Annotated in this window: 9 protein-coding genes; 7 read left to right on the forward strand and 2 right to left on the reverse strand. The window is 70.8% G+C overall.

Annotation, left to right across the window (positions count from 1 at the left end; all coding sequences use genetic code 11):
- Positions 1-59: 59 nt before the first annotated feature.
- The 7 genes from BJ998_RS43490 (at position 60) to BJ998_RS43520 (ending at position 24111) form a co-directional block, all read left to right on the forward strand.
- On the forward strand, positions 60-1301 hold the full coding sequence (locus BJ998_RS43490) for a serine hydrolase domain-containing protein (RefSeq protein WP_184870016.1): 1242 nt from the start codon (positions 60-62) through the stop codon (positions 1299-1301).
- 38 nt (positions 1302-1339) lie between these two features.
- The gene (locus tag BJ998_RS43495) at positions 1340-19717 is read left to right on the forward strand and encodes a non-ribosomal peptide synthase/polyketide synthase (protein ID WP_184870017.1); all 18378 of its coding nucleotides are present in this window, start codon (positions 1340-1342) and stop codon (positions 19715-19717) included.
- The gene (locus BJ998_RS43500; RefSeq protein ID WP_184870018.1) at positions 19714-20922 is read left to right on the forward strand and encodes an MFS transporter; all 1209 of its coding nucleotides are present in this window, start codon (positions 19714-19716) and stop codon (positions 20920-20922) included. Before BJ998_RS43495 ends, BJ998_RS43500 begins: the two co-directional genes overlap by 4 nt.
- Positions 20919-22118: a cytochrome P450 gene (locus BJ998_RS43505; RefSeq protein WP_184870019.1), complete on the forward strand. Its 1200-nt coding sequence runs from the start codon at positions 20919-20921 to the stop codon at positions 22116-22118. The genes BJ998_RS43500 and BJ998_RS43505 overlap by 4 nt, the downstream gene beginning before the upstream one ends.
- An 82-nt stretch (positions 22119-22200) precedes the next feature.
- Entirely contained in the window at positions 22201-22725 is a 525-nt protein-coding gene (locus BJ998_RS43510) for a GNAT family N-acetyltransferase (RefSeq protein ID WP_184870020.1), read from the forward strand.
- A gap of 34 nt (positions 22726-22759) precedes the next feature.
- The gene (locus BJ998_RS43515) at positions 22760-23341 is read left to right on the forward strand and encodes a TetR/AcrR family transcriptional regulator (RefSeq protein WP_184870021.1); all 582 of its coding nucleotides are present in this window, start codon (positions 22760-22762) and stop codon (positions 23339-23341) included.
- The gene (locus BJ998_RS43520) at positions 23338-24111 is read left to right on the forward strand and encodes an alpha/beta fold hydrolase (protein ID WP_184870022.1); all 774 of its coding nucleotides are present in this window, start codon (positions 23338-23340) and stop codon (positions 24109-24111) included. The genes BJ998_RS43515 and BJ998_RS43520 overlap by 4 nt, the downstream gene beginning before the upstream one ends.
- Here the strand turns inward: BJ998_RS43520 and BJ998_RS43525 are convergent.
- Both BJ998_RS43525 and BJ998_RS43530 read right to left on the reverse strand, forming a co-directional pair.
- Positions 24104-25039, reverse strand: a complete 936-nt coding sequence (locus BJ998_RS43525) for a hypothetical protein (RefSeq protein WP_184870023.1) — start codon at positions 25037-25039, stop codon at positions 24104-24106. The genes BJ998_RS43520 and BJ998_RS43525 overlap by 8 nt on opposite strands.
- Complete coding sequence (locus BJ998_RS43530; protein ID WP_312890668.1) at positions 25036-25374, reverse strand: PadR family transcriptional regulator; 339 nt, start codon at positions 25372-25374, stop codon at positions 25036-25038. Before BJ998_RS43530 ends, BJ998_RS43525 begins: the two co-directional genes overlap by 4 nt.
- Between the last annotated feature and the right edge of the window lie 32 nt (positions 25375-25406).

Raw genomic sequence — 25406 nt, forward strand, 5'->3', positions numbered from 1 at the left:
CGCGAACGCAATGGCCGGCGGAACGCCGTGACCGGCCGAACAAGCTGGGGAGGACAACCGTGACCTCGACGGTCCGGTCCGCTGTGGACAGAACAACCCTGGAAGGAGCCCTGACCGACCTGCTGGCCCGGCACGACGTGCCGGCGGCGCAGCTGTCCGTGCACACCGGCGGCGAGACGATCACCGTCGGCGTCGACGGCAAGTATCCGATCGGCTCGATCACCAAGCCGTTCACCGCGACGCTGGCGATGCTGCTGGTCGCGGACGGCGACCTCGACCTGGAGGACCGGCTCGGCGAGCACCTGGGGGACCTGGGGCCCAGGGTCGGCCGGCTGACCGTGCGGCAGCTGCTCAGCCACACCAGCGGCCTGCCGGCCGCGCTGGGCGGCGAGACCTCCTCGACGCGCCAGTACCTGCGGGCCTGCCGGGACGCGGAACTGGTGCTGCGCCCCGGACTCGGCTTCTCGTACTCGAACGTCGGCTACGTGCTGCTGTCCCGGCTGGTGGAGGAGATCACCGGCATGGACTGGTGGGAGGCCGTCGACGCGCTGCTGCTCACGCCGCTGGGCATCGAGCCGGCGTTCACGGTCGAGCCCGGCGGCAAGCGGTCGGTGCACACCTTCATGTCGGGACACGCGGGTCGCGGCATCCCCGTCGACCAGACGCTGCAGGAAGTCGAGGCCGGCGCCGGCGCGTTGGCGCTGAGCGCCGAGGACCTCGTGACCTTCGGGCTGATGCACGTCACCGGCGACGGCCCGCTGTCGCCGCAGCTGCTGCGCACGATGCGCCGGCAGGTGCCGGGCGTCGTCCCGTTCGGGCTGGCCAACGGCTGGGGCCTGGGCCTCGCGGTGTTCGACGGCTGGGTCGGCCACGACGGCACCGCCGACGGCACGTCCTGCCACCTGCGCATCGATCCCGCCGGCGGGCAGGTCGTCGCGCTCACCACCAACGCGGTTTCCGGTGCGGCGCTGTGGGTGGATCTTGTCGAGCGGCTTCGCGGGCTCGGCCTCGACGTCGCCGACTACGACCTGTCGCACCGGCCCGACGAGATGCCGATGCCGGCCGGGCTGACCGGCAGCTACGCCAACGGCGACATGGAGTACTTCGTCGACGCCGGCGACGGCGTGCTGCGCGTCGGCGGCGAGCTGTACCCGGAGCTGACGGTGCACGCCGACTGGGCGTTCTCGGTGCTGGAGCCCGAATCCGGCCGGCGCGTGCTCGGCGGCCGGTTCCTGCGCGACCCGTCCACCGGCGTGATCAACGGCCTGCAGACCGGCGGCCGCGTCGCCGCCCGCCGCTGAAACCCGCCGCATCGACTGATTTGGGGAAAACGGACATCATGACGACATCGAGGCAGAGCCGCATCGACGCGCTGCCGGCGGAACTGCGGGAGCAGCTCAGGCGACGACTCGCCGGGCGGGCGAAGGCGGCCGACGGCATCCCGCGCGCCGACCGGTCCTCGGCGCTGCCGCTGTCGTACGCCCAGCAGCGCCTGTGGTTCCTCGACGAGCTGCGGCCGGGGGAGTCGGAGTACAACAGCGCCGTCGCGCTGCGGCTGTCCGGCGACCTCGACGTGCCGGCGCTGACCGCCGCGCTCGGCGCACTCGTCGCCCGCCACGAGTCGTTGCGTACCACGGTGACCGTGGTGGACGGCGTCGCGGTGCAGGCGATCGCGGACGTGGTCGAGGTCCCGCTGCGGGTGGTCGAGGAGCCGGCCGAGCTGGACCAGGTGCTGGCCGACGAGTACTCGCGGCCGTTCGACCTGCGCGAAGGCCCGCTGCTGCGGGCGCTCCTGGTCCGGCTGGCCGCTGAGGACCACGTGCTGCTGCTGACCGCGCACCACGTCGTCACCGACGGCGCCTCGATGGGTATCATGATCGACGAGTTGGGTCGCCTGTACGGCGGCGCGACGCTGGCCGAACCCGCGGTGCAGTACGCGGACTACGCGGTGTGGCAGCGCGGCCGCTCGCTGGACAAGCACCTGGAGTACTGGACTTCGCAGCTGGCCGGCGTGGAGCCGCTGGACCTGCCGACCGATCGCCCGCGCCCGGCGGTGCGGACCTCGGCCGGCGCGGTGCACGACTTCCTGCTGCCGGCGTCGGTTTCCGCCCGCCTGTCGGAGCTGGCCCGCGAGCACGAGACGACCCTGTACGCGGTGCTGGTGGCGGCCTGCCAGGTGTTGCTGGCCCGGTACACCGGCCGGCCGGACATCGCCGTCGGCTCGGTGGTGAACGTCCGCAACCGGCCCGAGCTGGAGCGGATGGTCGGCTTCTTCGTCAACACCGTGGTGCTGCGCTCCACAGTGGACGACGAGGTGTCCTTCGGCGACTTCCTGGCGCAGGTCAGGGAGACGGTGCTGGCCTCGCTGGCGCACGCCGAGGCGCCGTTCGACAAGGTCGTGGAGGCGCTGCGGCTGGAGCGGGACCCCAGCCGGAACCCGCTGTTCGACGTGCTTGTGCTGCTGCACGGGGCTTCCGGCACGCCGCCGGAGTTCGGCGCGCTCGCGGTGGAGCCGGTCGACGTGAGCCGGCGGTCGGCCACCTTCGACCTCAGCTTCGAGTTCCAGGACACCCCCGACGGCCTGGCCGGATCCGTGGAGTACAGCACCGATCTGTTCGACGCGGGCACCGTCGCGCGGATGGCCGAGCACCTTTCCACGCTGTTGATGGAGATCACTTCGGTCCGGCGGGTCGGCGACCTGCCGCTGCTGACCTCCGGCGAGCAGCGTCAGCTGCTCGTGTCGGCCAACGACACCGCGCTGGACGTGACGGCCTCCACCATCGTCGAGGTCTTCGAGGAGACCGTCGCCACGGCGCCGGCGGCGCGTGCCCTTGTGTTCCAGGACACAGAGTTCACCTACGCCGAGCTCAACGCCCGCGTGAACCGGTTGGCACACCACCTGATCGCATTGGGCGCCGGGCCGGAGCGGGTGGTTGCCCTTGCGCTACCCCGTTCGGCCGAACTGGTCATCGCCATGCTCGCGGTGTGGAAGACCGGCGCGGTCTACCTTCCGGTGGACCGCGGACTGCCGAAGGACCGGGTTGGTCTGCTGCTTCGCGACGCCGGCACCACACTTGTGGTGGTCGACCCGGACGACACCACCACACCTGTGGTGGGCGGCCGGGTGGTGCTCGCGGACGCCGACGGAAGGCCCGAGACCAACCCCGAACGTCCACTCCGGACGGACAGCACCGCGTACGTCATCTACACCTCCGGCTCCACCGGCGCCCCGAAGGGCGTCGCGGTCGAGCACCGGAACCTGGTGAACCTGCTGTTCAACCACCGCAACGACTTCGCCGCCGGCCGCCGGCTGCGGGTGGCGACCACCGCGGTGTTCTCCTTCGACACCTCGCTCGAGGGCCCGGTGCTGCTGGCCGACGGCCACGAGCTGCACGTGATCGACGACGAGACCCGGATGGACGCCGACGCGCTCGTGGAGTACGTGGCGGCCAACGGGATCGACTTCCTCGACCTCACCCCGACCTACCTGCGCCAACTGCTCCCGGCCGGCCTGCTGGCCGACCCCCGCCACCGGCCCGCCGTGCTGATGCTCGGCGGCGAGGCGCTCAGCGACGAGCTGTGGCGGGAACTCGCGGCCGTCGACGGGACGACGGCCTACAACTTCTACGGCCCCACCGAGTGCACGGTCGACGCCCTGTCCTGTGTTGTCGCCGGTGATCAGGCTTCGCTCGGCCGCCCGCTGCGGAACATGCAGGCGTACGTGCTGGACGGCTACCTGCGGCCGGTGCCCACCGGCGTGGTGGGGGAGCTGTGCCTCGCCGGCGCCCAGGTTGCCCGCGGCTACCTCAACCGGACGGGCCTGACCGCGGATCGGTTCGTGGCCAACCCCTTCGGTGACGGCGACCGTCTCTATCGGACCGGTGACCTGGTGCGTTGGCGCGCCGACGGCCGTCTGGAGTACGTCGGTCGGGCCGACGACCAGGTCAAGATCCGCGGCTTCCGCATCGAGCCCGGCGAGATCGAGCAGGCACTGCTGGACCTGCCCGCCGTGACGGAAGCCGTGGTGGTGGCGGTCACTTCCGCCGGCCACAAGCGACTCGCCGCGTACGTCGTGAGCAGCGCCGACGGCGACGAGCTGCGCGCCGCGCTGAAGGCCAAGCTGCCCGACTACATGGTGCCGTCGGTTTTCGTGCCGATGGACCGGCTGCCGGTGACGAGCAGCGGCAAGGTCGACCGCAAGGCGCTGCCGGCGATCACCCACGAGCCGACGACCGGACACGTCCCGCCGCGCACCGACAACGAGCGGCTGCTCGCGGAGATCTGGGCCGGCGTGCTCGGGGCTTCGACCATCGGCGTGCAGGACAACTTCTTCGCGCTCGGCGGTGACTCCATCCTGAGCATCCAGGTGGTGTCCCGGGCTCGCGCCGCCGGGCTGCGCCTGACCTCGCGGGACTTGTTCACCCACCAGACGATCGCCGAGCTGGCGCTTGTGGTCCGGACGGACTCCGTCGACGCCGCCCCCGTGATCGCCGGCCCGGCGCCGCTGACCCCGATCCAGCACTGGTTCTTCGAGACCTACGGGCCGCTGAACCACTTCACCATGTCGATGCTGCTCGAACTCCCGGCCGACGTGGACCGGGACCGGCTGGGCCGCGCGATCGACACCGTGATCGCCCACCACGAGGCGCTGCGCACCCGTTTCACCCGCGTGGACGGCGGTTGGCAGCAGGAGCCGGTGGCGGCGCCGACCGGCGTGCTCGAAGTCGGCACGGAGATCAGCCGCGACGGCCTCGACATCACCGCCGGCCGCATGGTGAAGGCGATCTTCCTTCCCGGCGGGACCCCGTTGCTGTTCCTGGCGATCCACCACCTCGTCGTGGACGGCGTGTCGCTGCGGCTGCTGCTCGGCGACATCGAGGCCGCATACGACGGGCAGGCGCTGGAGCCGACCGGCACGGCGTTCTCCCAGTGGTCGCACCGGCTCGGCGGATACGACTTCCAGGAAGATCTGCCGTACTGGCAGAACATCCCCGCCGGTGAGCCGCTGCCGACCGACCGCGTCGGCGAGAACACGTCCGGCTCGACCCGGACGATCACCGTCGGCCTCGGCCGCGAGGAGACCGACGCGCTGCTGCACAAGGTCCCGGACGTCTACCGCACGCAGGTCAACGACGTGCTGCTCGCCGCGCTCGGCCAGGCGCTGGCCGACTGGACCGGCCGGGACGACGTGCTGATCGCGCTGGAGGGCCACGGCCGCGAGGACCTGTTCGACGGCGTCGACCTGTCCCGCACGGTCGGCTGGTTCACCACGCAGTTCCCGGTCTCGCTGGCGATTCCGGCCGGCCGTGACTGGGGCAGCACGCTCAAGTCCGTCAAGGAGCAGCTGCGGGCGGTGCCGCGCCGCGGCCTGAGCTACGAGGCGCTGCGCTACCTCGGCGGGCACCAACTCGGCTCACTCCCGGGCATCTGCTTCAACTACCACGGTCAGTGGGATTCCGGTGCGGCCGGGCTGTTCCGCGGCCAACGCGAATCGACCGGCTTCGACCTCGCGCCGACGGAGCGCAACGGCTACCTGCTCGACGTCGCCGGCATGGTCGAGGAGGGCGAACTGACCCTGACCTGGCTGTATTCCGACAATCTGTACGAGTGGCAGACCGTCCGGCGGGTCGCCGAGGCGATGCTGCGCGCCCTGCGGGAGATCATCGATCACTGTGCCTGGCCGCTGGCCGGCGGCCGCACGCCGTCCGACTTCCCACTGGCCCGGCTCGGCCAGTCCACTGTGGACCAGCTCGTCGGTGACGGCCGGGACGTCGAGGACGTCTACCCGCTGACCCCGCTGCAGGCCGGCATGCTGTTCCACAGCCTGGTGGAGCCGGAGATCTACGTCGACCAGGCCCGGATGGTGCTGGATGGGATCTCCGACCCGGTGGCGTTCGGCCGGGCGTGGCAGGCGGTGGTGGACCGCACTCCGGCGCTGCGCACCCGGCTGGCCTGGGACGGGCTCGACGAGCCGGTGCAGATCGTGCAGCGGCACGTCACCGTGCCGATCAGCTACCACGACTCGGACGACACGGACCTCGACCTGACCCAGGCTCCATTGATGCGGCTGGCGATCGTGCCGCTGGGTGGCGACCGGGTCCGGCTGACCTGGACGTCGCACCACATCATGCTGGACGGCTGGAGCCTCGGGCAGGTGTTCGAGGAGGTCTGCGCCCAGTACGGCGGCCAGGTCGGCACGGTCCGCCGGCCGTTCCGCGACTACCTGTCCTGGCTGGCCACGCAGGATTCGTCCGCCGCGGAGGCGTTCTGGCGGGAGGCGCTCGGCGGGTTCGATGCGCCGACGCCGCTGCCGTACGACCGGCAGCCGTCGCAGGCGCACCAGGCCTGGTCGGCGCAGCCGGTGAAGGTGTCGCTGTCCGAGGAACAGTCCATCCGCCTGCGGGAGTTCGCGCAGCGCAACGGACTGACCGTGAACACCGTCGTGCAGGGCGCGTGGGCGCTGCTGCTGTCGCGGCAGAGCGGCTCGACGGACGTCGTGTTCGGCACCACCGTCTCCGGCCGCCCGGACGACCTGCCCGGCGTCGAGTCGATGATCGGCATGTTCATCAACACCGTCCCGACGCGCGTTCAGGTGCACAGCCAGGAACGGCTGGTGCCGTGGCTGCGGTCGCTGCAGGAGCGGCAGACCGAGGCCCGCCGCTACGACTTCGTGGCGCTGAGCAAGCTGCGCGCCTACAGCGACGTTCCGGCCGGTCAGAGCCTGTTCGACAGCATGGTGGCGTTCGAGAACTACCCGTTCGACGAGCGGGCCGGCGTCGCCGTGCAGCACGTGGAGGCCAAGGACAGCACCAACTTCCCGGTCGTGCTGCGGGCCTACCTCGACCGCCGGCTGAGCTTCGAGCTGGCCACGGATCCCGACCTGTTCGACGTGAGCACGGCCCGGACGATGGCCGACCGGTTGGAGACGCTGATCGTCGGCTTGGCTGACGACCAGCTGCGCAACCTGCCGTGGATGTCCGACGCCGAGCGCCACAACGTGCTCGCCGGCTGGCAGGGCACGGCCGTGGATCTCCCGGCCCCGACCATCACCGAGCTGTTCGCCGCCCAGGTGAGGGCCACGCCGGACGCGGTCGCGGTGACGTTCGAGGGGACAAGTCTGTCCTATGCGGACCTGAACGCCCGGGCGAACCGGCTGGCGCACAAGCTGATCACCGCCGGCGCCGGCCCGGAGACCTTCGTCGCCCTGTGCCTGCCACGAACCGCCGACCTGGTCATCGCCGTGCTGGCGGTGCTCAAGTCGGGCGCGGCCTACCTGCCGATCGACCCGGACTACCCGCACGACCGCATCGAGCGGATGGTGGCGGACAGCAACGCCCTGCTGATGCTGACCTCGGTCGAGGCCGTCGGTGAACCGGACATCGATCCGGCACCGCGGGTGACGCCCGACAGCCCGGCCTACCTGATCTACACGTCCGGCTCGACCGGCGTGCCCAAGGGCGTGGTTGTCACGCACGCCAACGTGACCCGGCTGTTCGCGTCGACCCGCGACCTGTTCTCCTTCGGCGACGATGACGTCTGGACGCTGTTCCACTCGTACGCGTTCGACTTCTCCGTGTGGGAGCTGTGGGGGCCGCTGCTGCACGGCGGCCGGCTGGTCGTCGTCCCGCACGCGATCTCCCGCTCGCCGCGTGACTTCCTGCGTCTCCTGGTCGACGAGCGCGTGACCGTGCTGAATCAGACCCCGTCGGCGTTCTACCAGCTGGAACCGGTCGACGGGCTGGCCCTGCGGTACGTGATCTTCGGTGGCGAGGCGCTCGACGCGCGCCGGCTGGACGCGTGGTGGGGCAAGGTCGAGCTGGTCAACATGTACGGCATCACCGAGACGACCGTGCACGTCACCCACCGGGCGCTCGACCGTTCGGCCGGCAACACCATCGGCGTCGGCCTGCCCGACCTGCGTGTCTACGTGCTGGACGCCGATCTGAACCCGGTCCCGGCCGGGGTGGTCGGCGAGATGTACGTGGCCGGCGCCGGCCTGGCGCGCGGCTACCTGAACCGGCCGGGGCTGACCGCGTCCCGGTTCATCGCCAACCCGTTCGACCCGGGCACGCGGATGTACCGCACCGGCGACCTGGCCCGCTGGCGGGCGGACGGCGAGCTGGAGTACTTCGGCCGCGCCGACCACCAGGTCAAGATCCGCGGCTTCCGGATCGAGCTCGGCGAGATCGAGGCGGTGTTGCTGAAGTCGCCGCAGGTCGCCGCCACCGCGGTGATCCCGCGCGAGGACACTCCCGGACACCACCGGCTGGTCGCCTATGTCGTCGGCGACACCGACGGGCTGCGGGAGCACCTGGCGAAGACGTTGCCGGAGCACATGATCCCGGCCGCTTTCGTCCGGGTGGACGAGATTCCGCTGACCCGCAACGGCAAGCTCGACCGGCGGGCGCTGCCCGCGCCGGAGGTCGTCAGCCGCGGCTACGTCGAGCCGGTCACCCCGGAGCAGCGCAAGATCGCCGCCATCTGGGCCGAGACCCTCGGGGTCGAGCGGGTCGGCCTGGCGGACAACTACTTCGAGCTCGGCGGCGACTCCATCCTCAGCATTCGGATCACCTCCCGGCTGCGCGCCGAGTTCGGCGTCGAGGTGTCCCCGCGTGTCCTGTTCACCGCGCCGACCGTCGCCGCGCTGGCCGCCGCGCTGCCGGAGTCGAGCGACGCCACCGTGATCCCCGTGGTGCCCCGCGACGGCGAGCTGCCGCTTTCCTACGCGCAGCAACGACTGTGGTTCCTGCACCAGTTCGACCCCGACAGCACCGAATACACCACCGTCTTCGCGGTTCGGCTGCTCGGCGACCTGGACCTGCCGAGGCTCCGGTCCGCCCTGACCACCTTGATCGCCCGGCACGAGTCCCTGCGCACCACGATCTCCGACCGTCCGAGCCTGGTCGTGCATCCGCCCCACGAGGCCGAGTTCACCGACGCCGACGGCCCGTTCGACCTGGTCAACGGCCCGCTGCTGCGCATTCGGCTGACCGCGTCGTCGCCGCGTGAGCACGAGCTCGTGCTGTCGATGCACCACATCATCACCGACGGTTGGTCCATCGGCGTCCTCGTCGACGAACTCGCTGCCCTCTACAACGGGCTCGAGTTGCCTGCCGTCGGCATCCAGTACGCCGACTTCGCTTCGTGGCAGCGCGGGCAGAACCTGGACGACCAGCTGTCCTACTGGCGCGACCGCCTCCGGGACGTCCCCGCGCTGGAGCTGCCCACCGACCGTCCGCGCCCGGCCAGCCAGACCCACAACGGCGCCGCCATCGAGTTCGACCTGCCCGTTGTCCGTGTCGCCGACTGCACCCTGTTCATGACTCTCGTCGCCGCCTGCCAGGCGCTGCTGTCGCGGTGGACCGGTCAGGACGACATCGCCGTCGGCACCGTGACGTCCGGCCGTGACAACCCGGAGCTGGAGCGGGTTGTCGGCATGTTCGTCAACACCGTCGTGCTCCGGTCCACCGTGGACGGTCACCTGACGTTCCGTGAATTCGCCTCCGCGGTCCGGGAAACCGTCCTGGAGGCTTTCGCTCACCAGGACGTGCCCTTCGAGCGGGTCGTCGACGAGGTGCAACCCTCCCGCGACACCAGCCGCTCGCCCCTCTTCCAGGCCATGGTCACCCTGCAGAACAGCGGCGCGAAGCTGCCGTCCCTCGACGGCCTCACCGCCGCCGAACTCGCGCTGCCCATGACCACCGCCAGCTTCGACCTCACCTTCGAGTTCGCCGAGGCCGATGCCGGCCTGCGGGGCCTGGTCAACTACAACACCGACCTCTTCGACGCCGCCACCATCACCCGCCTTGTCGGACACCTCCGCACCCTGCTCACGGCTGTCGCCGACGACCCCGACCGCCCGCTGCGCGAGCTGCCGCTGCTCACCTCCGCCGAGGTCGCCCAGCTCGTCGAGTGGTCCGGCACCTCCGCCGAGGTCCCCGCCACCACCTTCCCCGAGATCTTCACCGCCCAGGCGCTGGCCACCCCGCACGCCCTCGCCCTCGTGCACGACGAGACGCGGCTGACCTTCGCCGAGCTCGACTCCCGGTCCTCCCGCCTGGCCGCCGACCTGGTGGATCGCGGTGCCGGTCCCGACCGTTTCGTTGCGGTGTCCATGCCGCGCTCGGCGGAAGCGGTGATCGCCATCCTGGCCGTGCACAAGGCCGGCGCGGCGGTGCTGTATCTGGACCCGGAGTTGCCGGCCGACCGCGCCGAGTTCATCAAGGCCGACGCCGAACCGGTGTTCGTGCTGACCTCCGCAGCCACAGACGCCGAGCCGAGGCCGCTGCCCGCGCCGCACCTCGACAGCGCCGCCTACGTCATCTACACCTCCGGCTCCACCGGCACGCCCAAGGGCGTGGTGATCAGCCACCGCGCCCTCGCCAACCTCCACCACGACCACGGCGACGACTTCGCCGACGGCCGGTGGCTGAAGGTCGCGCTCATCGCCTCCTTCTCGTTCGACGCCGCGTGGGAGGGCCTGCTGCTGATGGCGGCCGGCCACGAGCTGCACATCGTCGAGCCCGAGACCGTGTTGGACCACGACGTCGACCTGATCAACTCGACGCCGTCGTTCATCCGGCACCTGCTCGCCACCGGCCGGCCGATGCCGTCGGTGCTGGTGCTGGGCGCCGAGGCGGTCGACGAGCAGTTGTGGCATGACCTGCGACAACTTCCGGACACCAGGGCCTACAACCTGTACGGCCCGACCGAGTGCACCGTCGACGCGACCATCGCGCCGATCACGGGATCGCGGCCGGTCATCGGCAAACCGGTGACCAACCTCCGGGCCTATGTCCTCGACGATTCGCTGCGGCCCGTGCCCGTCGGCGTCGCCGGGCAGCTGCACATCGCCGGCGTCCAGCTGGCCCGCGGCTACCTCAACCGCCCCGGCCTCACCGCCGCCAGCTTCATCGCCAACCCGTTCGGCACCGGCCGTCTCTACGCGACCGGCGACCGCGTCCGCTGGACCGCCGACGGATCGCTGGAGTACCTGGGCCGCGTCGACGAGCAGGTCAAGATCCGCGGTTTCCGCGTCGAACCGGGCGAGATCGAGGCCGCGCTGCTCCGCTTGCCGGAGGTCGAGCAGGCGGCGGTGGCGGTGCGGGACAACAGGCTGGTCGGATACGTCGTCGGCGACGCCCTTCACCTCAAGGACAAGCTCCGTGAGGCGTTGCCCGACTACATGGTCCCGGACGTCTTCGTGTCCATGGGCCAGTTGCCCACCACTACCAGCGGCAAGATCGACCGGAAGGCCCTGCCGGCGCCGGTGGTCGAAATCGAGGAGTGGGTCGCGCCGCGCACCGAGAACGAGCGGTTGCTGGCGGGAATCTGGGCGGAGGTGCTGGGGGTCGACCGCGTCGGCGTGACGGACAACTTCTTCGCGCTGGGCGGGGACTCGATCCTCAGCATCCAGGTGGTGTCCCGGGCCCGCGCGGCGGGGCTGGCGCTGGTGTCCAAGGACGTGTTCCGGCACCAGACGGTCGCGGAGCTCGCGCGGGTGGTGCGAGCGGAGCAGGCGATCGTCACCGACGCCGGCGGCACCGCGCCGGTCACGCCGATCCAGGCCTGGTTCCTCAACAGCGGCATGGATGCGTTCACGATGTCGCTGGTGGCCGAGCTCGGCGAGGAGATCGACCTCCAGCGGCTGCGGACAGCCCTGGACACGGTGATCAACCACCACGATGCGCTGCGCACCAGGTTCACGCGGGTCGATGGCGGATGGCAGCAGGAGGTCCAGGCCGAGAGTGAGCACGTCGCCTGGAGCTTCGACGCGCCGAAGCTCGCGTTGACGATCAACCACCTGGTCGTCGACGGCGTATCGTGGAGGATAATCCTCGAGGACATGGAGTCGGCGTACCACGGCCGGCCGTTGCCGGCGAAGACCACGTCCTATGTGGACTGGGCTCACCGGATCGCCGCCCACGACTTCTCGGCCGACCTGGCCTACTGGGAGAGCGCGGCCGAGACCGACGGCAGCTTGCCGACGGACCGCCAGGGGACGCCGACCACCAGCGAGACGATCACCGTCCGGCTGGACCCGGAAACCACGGATGCGTTGCTGCGCAAGGTGCCGGAGGCGTATCGGACCCAGGCCAATGACGTGCTGCTGAGTGCGCTTGGTCGGGCGCTGGCCGAGTGGACCGGGCGCAACGAGGTGCTGGTCGGCCTGGAGGGACACGGCCGTGAGGACATTGTGGACGGTGTCGACCTGTCCCGGACGGTCGGCTGGTTCACGGCGGAATACCCGGTGGCGCTGGACATTCCGGCGGGGGACTGGGGCGAGACGCTGAAGGCCGTCAAGGAACAGCTGCGGGCGGTGCCGTCGAAGGGCCTCGGCTACGGTGCGCTGCGGCACCTGCACGGCACGGCGCCGGAGATCAGGCCCGGGATCAGCTTCAACTACCACGGCCAGTGGGGCGACGACCCGAGCGGCTTCTACCGGTCGATCACCGGCGGCGACCAGGAAGGCTCCCGCACCTACCTGATCGACGTGATCGGCATCGTGCAGGACGGCCGGCTGGAACTGGGCTGGACCTACTCACCGGAGGTTCACCATCCGCGAACCGTCGAGAACCTGGCCGAGGCGATGCTGGCCGGGCTGCGGGAGATCGTCGCTCACTGCGCCGAGCACGGCGGCCGCACGCCGTCGGACTTCCCGCTGGCCCGACTCAGCCAGTCCGAAGTGGACACGATCGTCGGCGACGGTCGGGATGTGGAGGACATCTACCCGCTCACGCCACTGCAGAAGGGTCTGCTGTTCCACAGCCTGGTCGACCCCGACCTGTATGTGGACACGCTCCGGATCCGCATGGCCGGCATCGACGACATCGCCCGGTTCCGCCAAGCCTGGCAACGGGTCGTGGACCGGACACCGGCGCTGCGCACGAGGCTGGTGTGGACCGGGGTCGACGAGCCGGTGCAGGTCGTCGACCGGACCGCGGTGCTCACCGAAGGGCCGATCAGCCTGGACAGGTCGCCGCTGACCGGGATCGAGATCGCCCGGATCGGCGACGAGATCGAGCTGGCGTGGACCTCGCACCACGTGCTGATGGACGGCTGGAGCCTGGCCCAGGTGTTCACCGAGGTCTGTGAGGAGTACTGCGGCCGCACGCCGACGATCACCCGCCGGCCGTTCCGCGACTACCTCGAATGGCTCGCCGAACAGGATCACGAGGCCGCCGGGGAGTACTGGCGCGAGGTGGTCGACGGCGTGGCCAGGACGCCGCTGCCGTACGACCGGCAGCCGGCCGAGGCGCACCGATCGCGGTCGAGCGCGTCGACGCGGATCACCGTCGAAGGCCTGTCGGAAGTCGCGCGGCGTAACGGGATCACCGTCAACACCATGATCCAGGCGGCGTGGGGCCTGCTGCTCTCGCTGTACTCGGGGGAGCGGACGGTGCTGTTCGGCACCACGATCTCCGGGCGGCCGGCCGAGCTGGCGGGTGTCGAGTCGATGATCGGGTTGTTCATCAACACGGTGCCGACGCGGGTGGATGTCAGGGACGAGACGGTCCGCGACTGGCTGCGGCGGTTGCAGGACGAGCAGAGCGAGGCCCGGGACAACGGGTTCGTGCAGGTCGGCAGCCAGTTCGACAGCATGGTGGTGTTCGAGAACTACCCGATCAGCGAGCCCGGGGTGTCGGGCGCGCCGCGGGTGCTGTCGGTGGAGTCCGGCGATGTCACGAACTTCCCGCTGTGCCTGCGGGCGTCGATGGACGCCGAGCTGACGCTGGACCTCGGCTACGACCCGGCGCTGTTCGACGCGGAAACGGCCGTTGACCTGCTGGAACGGCTCGGCTTCCTGACCAGCCAGATGGTCCGGGACATGAGCGCCCCCGTTTCGGGTCTACGGTGGGTTCCCGAGAGTGAGCGGGCGCGAGTGCTCGCGGAGGCGGCGGGCAAGCAGACTGCCGTTCCGACGTCTACGATCGCCGCCCTCTTCGCGGAGCAGGCGGCGCGGACGCCGTCGGAACCGGCCGTGACCTGCGGCGATACCACCCTCACCTACGCGGAGCTGGACGGCCGGGCCAACCACCTGGCGCACCGGCTGCTCGCCATGGGAGTGCGGCCCGAGGACCGGGTCGCGCTGTTGCTGGAACCGTCCATCGAGCACGTGGTCGCGGAGCTCGCGGTGGTGAAGGCCGGCGCCGCCTATGTGCCGCTGGACGTCCGCGCGCCGGAGGAGCGGCGCCGGGCCATCGCGGGGGACAGCATCGTCATCGGCCCGGACATGATCACCCGCGACATGACGGCGACGGCCCCGGTGGTCGAAGTCCACCCGGACAACCTCGCCTACGTCATGTACACGTCGGGGTCGACGGGAACGCCGAAGGGCGTGGCGGTCCGGCATCGCGACGTCGTGGCGCTGGTGCACGACGGCCGGTTCGACCAGGGGCACGAGAGGGTGCTGGCGCACTCGCCGCTGGCGTTCGATGCCTCCACGTACGAGCTGTGGGTGCCGCTGCTGCGCGGCGGCGAGGTGGTGCTGACCGGCAACCCGGACCTGACCGTCGAGGACCTGCGGCGGGTCGACGTCACGAGTGTGTGGCTGACCGCCGGCCTGTTCCGGATGATCGCCCAGGACGCGCCGGACTGCCTGACCGGCGTCACCGAGGTGTGGACCGGCGGCGACGTCGTGCCGGCGAACGCGGTCCGGCGGGTGCTCGACGCATGCCCGGGCATCGCGGTCGTCGACGGCTACGGCCCGACCGAAACCACGACCTTCGCCACCGCGCACCGGATGACGAGCGAGGTCCCGGACTCGGTGCCGATCGGCCGCCCGCTGGACAACATGCGTGCCTACGTCCTCGACGCAGACCTCCGGCCCGTCCCGGACGGCGCACCCGGCGAGCTGTGCATCGCCGGCGCCGGCCTGGCCCGCGGCTACCACGAGCAGCCCGGTCTTACGGCGGAACGGTTCGTCGCCGACCCGTTCGACAGCGGGGCCCGGATGTACCGGACCGGTGACATCGTGCGTCGCGTGCACGGCGAGTTGGAGTTCCTCGGCCGCGTCGACGACCAGGTCAAGCTGCGCGGCTTCCGGATCGAGCTCGGCGAGATCGAGACGGCCCTCACCGCCCAGCCGGCCGTCGACCAGGCGGTGGTGATCGTCCGGGACAAGCGGCTCATCGCGTACGTGGTCGGCACCGCCGACCTGGCCGCGCTGCGGACCGTGCTGCCCGAGTACATGGTGCCATCGACCGTCGTCACCCTCGACGAGCTCCCGTTGAGCCGCAACGGAAAGGTCGACCGCCGCGCGCTGCCCGAACCGGCCGCCACCGACGCCGACTTCGTCGCCCCGCGCACCGACCTCGAGGCGACCGTCGCCGGGATCTGGGCCGAGCTGCTCGGCGTGCCGAAGGTCGGCGTCGACGACAACTTCTTCGAGCTGGGTGGCGACTCCATCCTCAGCATCCGGCTCGTGTCCCGGCTGCTGGCCGACTGCGGCGTGTCGATCTCCCCGCGCGCCCTGTTCACCCACCCCACCGTCGCCGAGCTGGTCACGACGTTCGGCGGCGTGGACAGCGAAATCCCCACGGCCCCACGGGATGTGCCGCTGCCGCAGTCGTACAACCAGCAGCGGCTGTGGTTCCTGGACAGCTTCAACCCCGGCGGCAGCGAATACGTCACCTCGCTGGCGATCCGCCTGCGCGGCCCGCTGGACGCCGACCGGCTCGCCGACGCGTTCACCGAGGTCGTCGCCCGGCACGAGGCGCTGCGCACCACCTTCGACGACGGCGTGCAGATCGTGCACCCGCCGCACGAGGTCCGTCTCAACGACACCCGGCCGTTCGACCTGCGCCGAGGCCCGCTGATCCGGCCGCGCCTGGAGCGGACCGGCGACGACGAGCACGTCCTCACCCTGGAGATCCACCACATCGTCACCGACGGCTGGTCCAACGGGGTCATCCTGGACGAGCTGATGGCCTGCTACCGCGGCGAGACCCGGGACGAGCCGAAGATCCAGTACGCGGACTTCGCCGCCTGGCAACGGAACCGCGACCTCGACGGCCAGCTGGCGTACTGGACCGAGACCCTGGCCGAACTCCCGTCGGCCGACCTGCCCACCGACCGGCCCCGCCCGGCCGTCCGCACCACCACCGGCGCCGTGCACGAGACCGTTGTCCCGCAAGAGGTCACCACGAGGCTGCGAGCGATCAGCCGCCGCCACGAGACGACGCTGTTCACCACGCTCGCCGCCGCCTGCAACATCCTGCTGTCCCGCTGGACGGGTCAACGGGACGTGGCCATCGGCACCGTCACGAACGGCCGCGACCGCGCCGAGCTGGAACGGGTTGTCGGCTTCTTCGTCAACACCCTGGTCCTGCGCTCGGCCGTCGGCGGCACCTTCGACGGCTACCTCGACACCGTCCGCCGCAACGTCCAGGATGCCTTCGCCCATCAGGACGTTCCGTTCGAACGGGTCGTCGACGCCGTGCAGCCGCAGCGCGATCCCAGCCGCACGCCGCTGTTCCAGGTGATGGTCGTGCTGCAGAACGCCCCGCAGGCGACGCCGCAGCTGCCGGGCATCGAGGTCGAGGACGTCGCGCTGCCGCTGACGACCGCCAACTTCGACGTGACCATCGAGTTCCAGGAGCAGGACGGCGAGCTGCTCGTCGCCGTCACCTACAACGCCGACCTGTTCGAGGCCGACACCATCGCCCGGCTCACCGAACACCTCGGCATCCTGCTCGACGGCATCGCCGCCGAACCGTCGGCGACGATCGCCGAGCTGCCGATGCTCACCGACGCCGAGCGCCGGCAGCTGGCCGCCTGGAACAACTCGACGATCGCCACCAAGCCGTGCACGTTCGCGGAACTGGTGGAGGACCAGGCGGTCAAGACGCCGAACGCCACCGCCGTCACCGGCGCCGAGACCCTGACCTACGCCGAGCTGAACGCCCGCGCCAACGCCCTGGCCCGGATGCTCATCGACCGGGGCGTCGGGCCGGAGAAGATCGTCGCGCTGGCGCTGCCTCGGTCCGTGCAGATCGTCGTCGCACAGCTCGCGGTGGCCAAGGCCGGCGGCGCGTTCCTGCCCGTCGACCCGACCTACCCGGTCGAGCGCATCACCTACATGCTGGCCGACGCCAAGCCGCAACTCGTTGTCACGCAACGAGACCTCGCCCCGGAAACCGACCTCCCGGTGGTGCTGCTCGACGACTTCGCCGGCAGCGACGAGACGAACCCGCAGCGCCCCAACCGGATCGACCAGCCGGCCTACGTGATCTACACGTCCGGCTCGACCGGCCGACCGAAGGGCGTTGTCGTCACGCACACCGGCCTGGCCAGCTTCGCGGCGGCCGAGGCCGCGCACTTCCGGGTCCGGCCCGGCGACCGTGTGCTGGCGTTCTCCTCGCCGAGCTTCGACGCGTCGATCCTGGAGCTGTGCATGGCGTTGCCGGTCGGCGCCACGCTCGTCGTCCCGCCGCCGGGTCCGCTGCTGGGGGACCAGCTCGCGGAGGTGCTGGCAGACCAGCGGATCACGCACGCGCTGATCCCGCCGGCCGCCCTCGGCACGCTCCCGGACGTCGAACTGCCGGCGTTCGGCACACTGATCGTCGGCGCGGACGCCTGCCCGGCCGAACTCGTCGCCAGGTGGGCCCCGGGCCGGCGCATGATCAACGCGTACGGGCCGACCGAGTCCACCGTGGTCAGCACCTGGAGCGATGAACTGGAGCCGGGCGGCGTTCCGCCCATCGGACGGCCGATCCGCAACACCAAGGCGTACGTCCTCGACGATGCGCTGAAGCCGGTCCCGGTCGGCGTGCCCGGCGAGCTGTACGTCGCCGGCGTCGGCCTCGCCCGTGGTTACCTCGACCGGCCCGGCCTCACGGCGGCGCGGTTCGTCGCCAATCCGTTCGAGGCCGGCAAGCGGATGTACCGCACCGGGGACGTGGTGCGCTGGCGGCGGGACGGCCAGCTGGAGTTCCTCGGCCGCGCCGACGACCAGGTCAAGATCCGTGGCTTCCGGGTGGAGCTCGGCGAGGTCGAGGCGGCGATCCGCCAGCACCCGGACGTCCGGGAGGCGGTGGTGATCGCCCGGGACAAGCGGCTGATCGCGTACGTCGTCGGCGAAACCGCCGGCCTGCGGGACTTCCTGGCCGAGACGCTGCCCGACTACATGATCCCGGCCGCGTTCCAGGAGCTGGACTCCCTGCCGCTCAACCCCAGCGGCAAGGTCGACCGCAAACGGCTGCCGGACGTCACGGTCGTCGCGAGCGGCGAGCGCGTGGAGCCGCGCACCGAGATCGAGCAGGCGCTGGCCAAGATCTGGTCGGACGTGCTGGGCGTCGACGACGTCGGCATCACCGACAACTTCTTCGAGCTGGGCGGTGACTCCATCCTGAGCATGCAGGTGGTGTCCCGGGCCCGGCGGGCCGGCCTGCACCTGGCGTCCAAGGACGTCTTCCTGCACCAGACCATCGAGCAGCTGGCGCCGGCGGTGACCGCCGTGACCAACGCCGACGAGCGCCGGCAGCTGGTCACCGGCCCGGTGCCGCTCACGCCGATCCAGCACTGGTTCTTCCAGCACCACACCGTCAATCCGCACCACTTCAACCAGTCCATGCTGGCCGAGCTCGTCGAGGACGTGGACGAGCAGGCACTGCGGCGGGCGCTCGACGCGCTGTGGCGCCAGCACGACGCGCTGCGGATGCGGTTCGACGGCGAGCAGTACAACGCCCCGCTGGAGCCGATGCCGCAGCTGATCCGACACGAGTTCAGCGAGGACTTCGCCAACGAGGTGCATGCCGGCTTCGACCTGACCACCGGCCCGCTGTTCCAGGCCGTGCTGTTCAACCGGGACGGCAAGCCGTGGCTGTTCCTCGCCGCCCATCACGTCATCGTCGACGGTGTGTCGTGGCGGATCCTCCTCGACGATCTCGACACCGCCTACCGCCAGGCGGCGCGCGGCGAGGAGATCGACCTCGGCCCGAAGACCACGTCGTTCCAGGAATGGTCCAACCGGCTGACCGAGCACGTGCGCGGCGGCGGCCTGGACGAGGAGTACTGGCAGGGCGTCGAGGCCTCCGACCTGCCGGTCGATCACGACGGCGACGACCCGGCGACCGACACCGTGTCGATCATCCTCGACGAGGCCGACACGGATGCCCTGCTGCGCAAGGCGCCGGCGGCCTACCGCACCCGGATCAACGACGTCCTGCTGACCGCGCTGGCGTCGGCGTTGGCGACGTGGACGGGGGAGGAGCGCGTCACCATCGACCTGGAGGGCCACGGCCGCGAGGACGTGCTGGACGACGTCGACCTGACCCGGACCGTCGGCTGGTTCACCACGATCTTCCCCGTCACGCTCAGGGTCGGCGACGGGGACTGGCGCACCCGGATCAAGTCGGTACGCAAGCAGCTGCGGGCCGTGCCGGACAACGGCTTCGGCTACGGGGCGCTGCGTTACCTCGGCGGCGACGTGCCGGCCGTCGAGCCCGGCATCGCCTTCAACTACCTCGGGCAGTGGGACGCGTCCGACGGCCAGGCCGGCGGCGGCTTGTTCGCCGCCACCCACGGCTCCTTCGGCCGCGACCACGATCCGGCCGAGCGCAGGGCGCACCTGCTCGACGTGGTCGGCGCCGTGCAGGACGGGAAGCTGGCCTTCTCGTGGCTGTTCCAGCCGGCCAGACACGAACGATCCACAGTGGAACGAGTGGTGCACGAATTCGCCGAGGCCCTGCGGGCGATTGCCGAGGACTGCCGATGAACCGCTCCTACCGCCTGCTGTGGGCCGGGCAGGCGCTGTCCACCGCCGGCTTCAGCGGCTCCATGATCGCGTTTCCGCTGCTGGTGCTGGCGATCACCGGCTCGCCGGCGGTCTCCGGCTTCGTGCTGGGCGTGGACGCGGCGGCCCAGCTGATCGCCGGCCTGCCGGCGGGCGCGCTGGTGGACCGGTGGAACCGCAAGATCGTGATGCTCTGTTGCGAGGCGGCGCAGGGGATCGTGGTCGCCAGCCTGGTGGTCGCGCTCTGGCTGAACACGGCGACCGTGCCGCACATGATCTTCGTGGCGGCGACGATGGGCGTGTGCCGGGCGTTGTTCCTGCCGGCGGAGAACGCCGCCGTGGCGCAGATCGTGTCGCAGGAACAGCTCTCCACCGCCGTGGCGATGAACTCCGCCCGAGGCGCGCTCGGCCAGCTCACCGGCACCGCGGCCGGCGGGTTCCTGTACGCCGTCGGCCGTGCGGTCCCGTTCGCGGTCGAGGTCCTCACCCACCTGATCAGCTTCGTGGCGCTGCTGTTCGTCCGCGTTCCCTATCAACGGCCCGAACAGCTCGAAAACGGCCACCTGGCCAAGGAGATGGTCGAGGGGCTGCGCTGGGTCTGGCAGCAGCGGCACGTCCGTGCCACCGTGGCCTGCGCGGTCAGCCTCAACTTCTTCTTCTCCGCCTACTACGTGATCCTCGTCGTGCTGGCCAAGGAACGCGACGTCCCGTCCGGCGAGATCGGCATCATGGCGGCGATGCTCGGCGTCGGCGGCCTGCTCGGCGCCCTGCTCGCCCCGACGCTCCAGCGGGCGATCAGCCCGTACCTGTCGATCGCCGGCGTGTTCTGGGTGCTGACCCTGCTCACGCCGCTCGCGTTGTTCATCGACAACGGCTACCTGCTCGGCATCCTGTTCGCGGGCATGGCCCTGCTGCCGCCGACCGCGAACACCACGATCAACACCTCCCAGCTGCTGCTCACCCCGGACCGGCTGCGCGGCCGGATGACCGGCGTGATGGCGGTGATCTCCGGCGTGTCCGCCGCCACCGGCCCGGCCTTCGGCGGCGTGCTCGTGCAGCAGTTCGGCGGCGCCAACGCGATCCTGCTGTGCGCCGCCGGCATCGCCGTGGTCACCGTCGCCGTCACGGTGAGCCCCACCATGCGCGCCTTCCCCGTCACCGACCGAGTCAAGGAGCCCACCCCATGACCCTCGCCCCGCCCCGGTACGCCTTCGAGGACCGCCTTGACCAGTGGATCGAGCGGCGCGCCGCGGAGCCGGTCTACCTGGACGAGGAGAACGGCATGTGGCGGCTGCTCGACCACGCCACCGTCTCCCGCGTGCTGTCCGACCCGGCCACGTTCTCCAGCGACTTCTCCGGTCTCACCCCCGTGCAGGAGGACTTCGAGGCCTTCCGCACCGGCATGTTCCTGACCATGGACCCGCCCAACCACCGCAAGCTGCGCACGCTGGTCAGCCAGGCGTTCACCCCGCGCACGGTGGCCGGCCTGGAGCCGCGGATCCGGGAGATCACCGAGGAGCTGCTGGACGGCGTCGCCGGCCGCGGCCGGTTCGACATCGTGGACGTGCTGGCCTATCCGCTGCCGATCCTGGTGATCGCCGAGCTGCTCGGCATCCCGGCGCAGGACCGGGAGCTGTTCGAGAAGTGGGCGAAGGTGCTGTTCAGTGGTGACCAACTGACCGAGAGCTCCACCATGGCGGAGATCGAGGCGGCGCTGCAGATGATCGCGCCGACCATCCGTGAGATGAACGAGTACGTGCTGGCGCACATCCGGTACCACCGGGCGAATCCGAGCGACGGCCTGACCAGCAAGCTGGTCCGCGCCTCGGTGGACGGGGAAAGCCTGACGGACCAGGAGATCGTCGGCTTCGTGGCGCTGCTGCTGGTGGCCGGGCACATCACCACCACCGCGCTGATCGGCAACGCCACGATCAGCTTCGACCGCCACCCGGCGGCGGCCGACACGCTGCGCGGCGACCCGTCGAAGCTGCCCGCGGCGCTGGAGGAGGTGTTGCGCTGCCTGCCGCCGTTCAACGAACTCGGCCGGCGCACCACCACCGAGGTGGAACTCGGCGGTCGCACGATTCCGGCGAATTCCATCGTCATGGCCAACATCGCGTCCGCGAACCGCGACCCCGGGGTTTTCGCCGACCCCGAGGGCTTCGACATCGCGCGCACGCCGAATCCGCATCTGACGTTCGGCCACGGCATCCACTTCTGCCTCGGCACGCCGCTGGCGCGGATGGAGGGGCGGATCGCGTTCGAGGCGTTGTACCGCCGCTACTCCGCGCTTTCGGTGGCCCGCGACGAGCCCGTGGAGTTCCAGAATCCGGCTATGATCGTGAGTGTTCGCAAACTCCCTCTTGAGGTCGAGCCGCGCTGACCCTCGTTACTCACCCCGTCGGGTATTTTCCTTGCACGATGGGATGATTGCCGCGGTTTCGGCCCGCGGATAGCGTTCGGCCGTGACTCCCACGCTGCGCTCCGAGCGCCTGCTGCTGAGCCCCTACACGCCCGAGGACGAGACCGACTTCGTCGCGCTGTTACGCGACGAAGAGGTGTGCAAGTGGATGGGACAGGAACGACAGCCCGAGGAGACGATCAGATCGCTCTTCGGGCTGCTGTTCACCGAGGTGTACCCGAAGAACATGTTCGACGTGTGGGCGGTGCGGCTGGACGGCCGCTACATCGGCCACGCGGAGCTGAAGAAGACCGGCAACGTCGACGGGCACGAGGTGATCTGCGCCCTGGTCCGGGACGTCTGGCGGATGGGCCTGGGCACCGAGCTGTCCTACCGGGTCGTCGACTACGGCTTCGACGAGCTGGGCCTGGACGCCGTGCACGGCTGCGTGGCCGCCGAGAACACCCGGTCGCTGGCGATGGCGCTGAAGGCCGGCTTCGAGATCGTGCGGGACGTGACCGGCGAGGACGGCAAGGTCACCCGCGTCGTCACGCTGCGCGCCGCCGACCGGCAACTGGCCCGTCAATAATTGCGTGCCCCGCAACTTTTGCTAGGGTGGTGGGGTGTCCGGACTTCGTGAACGCAAGAAGCAGGCCACCCGGGAGGCGTTGAGCTGGGCGGCGCTGCGGCTGGCGGTCGAGCGCGGGCTGGACAACGTGCTGGTCGAGGACATCGCCGCCGAGGCGGGAGTGTCGCCGCGCACGTTCAACAACTACTTCTCCAGCAAGTACGAGGCGATCTCGTCCCGGGCCACCGACCGGATCTTCCGGGCCGGCCAGGTGCTGCTGGACCGGCCGGCCGACGAGCCGCTGTGGGACGCGATCACCGCCGCCGTGCTCGAGGTGCACGCCGAGGCCGCCACGCTGCCGACGCCCGAGTGGCTGGCCGGCCTGCGGCCCGTGCTGTCGTCGCCGGCGATGGCCGGCGAGCTGCTCAAGACCTACGTGAAGATGCAGAAGGGCCTGGCCGCCGCCATCGCCGACCGGCTCGGCGACGGCGACCACGGCATGTACCCGGAGATCGTGGCGGCGGCGGTGGCCGCCGCCGCCCAGGTCGCGTCCGACCACTGGCTGCGCGCGGACCCGCCGGTGCCGATGCTCGGCCTGCTGGAGACGGCGCTCAAGCAGTTGAGGGGGATGCAATGACCTTGTACACCAAGACGTTCGGCCGCGGACCGGTGCTGCTGTTCATCGTCGGCGGCAACGGCGACAGCACCGTGTTCGAGGGGGTCGCTTCGGAACTCGCCGACCGCTACAAGGTGGTGCTGTACGACCGGGCCGGCTTCGCCCGCAGCCCCGTCGACGCCGTGCCGGCCGACAAGCTGGCCGCCGACGTCGAGGACGCTCGGGCCCTGCTGGCCGACGAGCCCGGGTACGTGTTCGGCAGCAGCTCCGGCGCCATCGTCGCGCTGGAGCTGCTGGCCAGGCATCCGTCGGTGGTGCTGAAGGCGGTGCCGCACGAGCCGCCGCTGATCTCGGTGCTGCCCGACCGGGACGAGTGGCTGGCCCGCATGGACGGCGTCTACGACCTGTACGTCAGCGACGGCCCCGACGCCGCCATGGCGTTGTTCGGGCAGCTCGTCGGCATGCAGCGGCAGGCGCCTCCGCCCGGCTTCGAGCCGCCGCCCGCCATGCGGGAGATGTTCGAGCGGATGAAGGTCAACGTGCCGTTCTGGTTCGACCACGAGTTCCGCCCGTACCCCCGGCACGAGCCCGACCTGGACGCGCTCGCCGCCAGCAAGGACAAGCTCGTCCTCGCCAGCGGCGTCGAGTCGCGGGGCCTGCTGCCGTACCTGCCGAACGTCGTGCTGGCCGAGAAGCTCGGCGTCGAGGTGGTGGAGTTCCCCGGCGACCACCTCGGCTACACGCGGCACCCGGCCGAGTTCGCCGCGCAGCTGCACAAGGTCCTCAGCTAGGCAGCGACCGCCAGACCTGCCGGAGAATTCCGAAGCCCGCCAACACCATGAGGACCGGGATGCCGTAGAAGAGCGCGTTCGCGGCAACCGGCGTCCAGAAGAGCGCCGGCCCGAGGATCCCGATCAGGACGTGGTTCACCAGGTTGGAGATGATCGGCAGCGCGAGCACGAACGCCGCGTGCCGGCCGGTCCGCCGGTCCGGCACGCGGCGGCAGGCCAGGTAGCCGCCGAACACGAATGCGGCCGACGCGAGCCAGGGACCCAGTTGGTAGGCCCGGAATCCCACGGCGTACAGGCTCGGCGTGATTGCCGGCAGCACGGCCGACAGGGCGACGCCGGCGAACGCGAACCGGATGCCCCGCCGGCCGACCAACTCCCGGCCGCGCGCCGGACCCGCGGACCACGTCAGGGCGACAGCCGTGAACACGCCGAGCAGCAGCAGGCCGATGTTCTCGTGGTTCGCCGCGTAGTTGACCCGCACCGCCGAAATGATCACCAGGTGCGCCGCGCACGCCACCCAGGCCATCGCCGCGGCGGGGCGGCGCACCCCGAACAACGTCAGGACGGCCACCACCAGCCAGGCCACCCAGGCCGGCCAGTCCGGAACCTGCGTGTACGGCACGGTGACGAAGAGGCCGTCCGTCGTGAACCACCAGGCGATCTCGTGCAGGTCGGGCGCCGCGCCGGCGAGCAGCAGGATCGGACCCAACAGGCCGACGACCGCCATCACGTCCCGCAGTTGGACGCCACCGTCCATGTTGAACATCCGCCGCAGGTGCAGCGCGGCCGCGCCCCGCACGATGTCGAGGTCGTCCCGCCGGCCGCCGTTCGCGGCCATCAGGACCCCGAGCATCTCCTCGCCGTGCCGCTCGCGGTGATCCCGCGGGTACAGGGCCAACAGCCGCCGGTAATGCCGTTCCCTGGTCATGCCGTCCCCCCGACGGTCCGCGCGCGCAGCCGCGTCTCGGCGGCGTGGGTGGTCACCCGCAGCCGGTCCACTTCGGTCGCCAGCCGGGCCGCGCCCTGGTCGGTCAGGCGGTAGTAGCGGCGGAGCCGCCCGTCGACGACTTCCTCGCGGTCCACCGCCACCCAGTCGTCGGCGACCAGGCGGTCGAGGGCGGTGTAGAGCGTGCCGGCGCGCAGCCGGACCCGGCCGGCCGAGATCTGCTCGACGTCGAGCAGGATCCCGTAGCCGTGCTGGGGCCCGGCCGCGAGCGCGGTCAGCACGAGGAACGTCGGCTCTCTCAGCGCGCCGTCTGTCACGTGATCGGTATATACCGATCACCGGACTATGG

This window comes from Kutzneria kofuensis (assembly GCF_014203355.1).
In the GTDB taxonomy this organism is placed as follows: Bacteria; Actinomycetota; Actinomycetes; order Mycobacteriales; family Pseudonocardiaceae; genus Kutzneria; species Kutzneria kofuensis.

Coding starts and splice junctions, on each gene's coding strand:
- BJ998_RS43525 (WP_184870023.1), bottom strand. CDS start 25,039: ATGACCAGGGAACGGCATTACCGGCGGCTGTTGGCCCTGTACCCGCGG.
- BJ998_RS43495 (WP_184870017.1), top strand. CDS start 1,340: ATGACGACATCGAGGCAGAGCCGCATCGACGCGCTGCCGGCGGAACTG.
- BJ998_RS43505 (WP_184870019.1), top strand. CDS start 20,919: ATGACCCTCGCCCCGCCCCGGTACGCCTTCGAGGACCGCCTTGACCAG.
- BJ998_RS43520 (WP_184870022.1), top strand. CDS start 23,338: ATGACCTTGTACACCAAGACGTTCGGCCGCGGACCGGTGCTGCTGTTC.
- BJ998_RS43500 (WP_184870018.1), top strand. CDS start 19,714: ATGAACCGCTCCTACCGCCTGCTGTGGGCCGGGCAGGCGCTGTCCACC.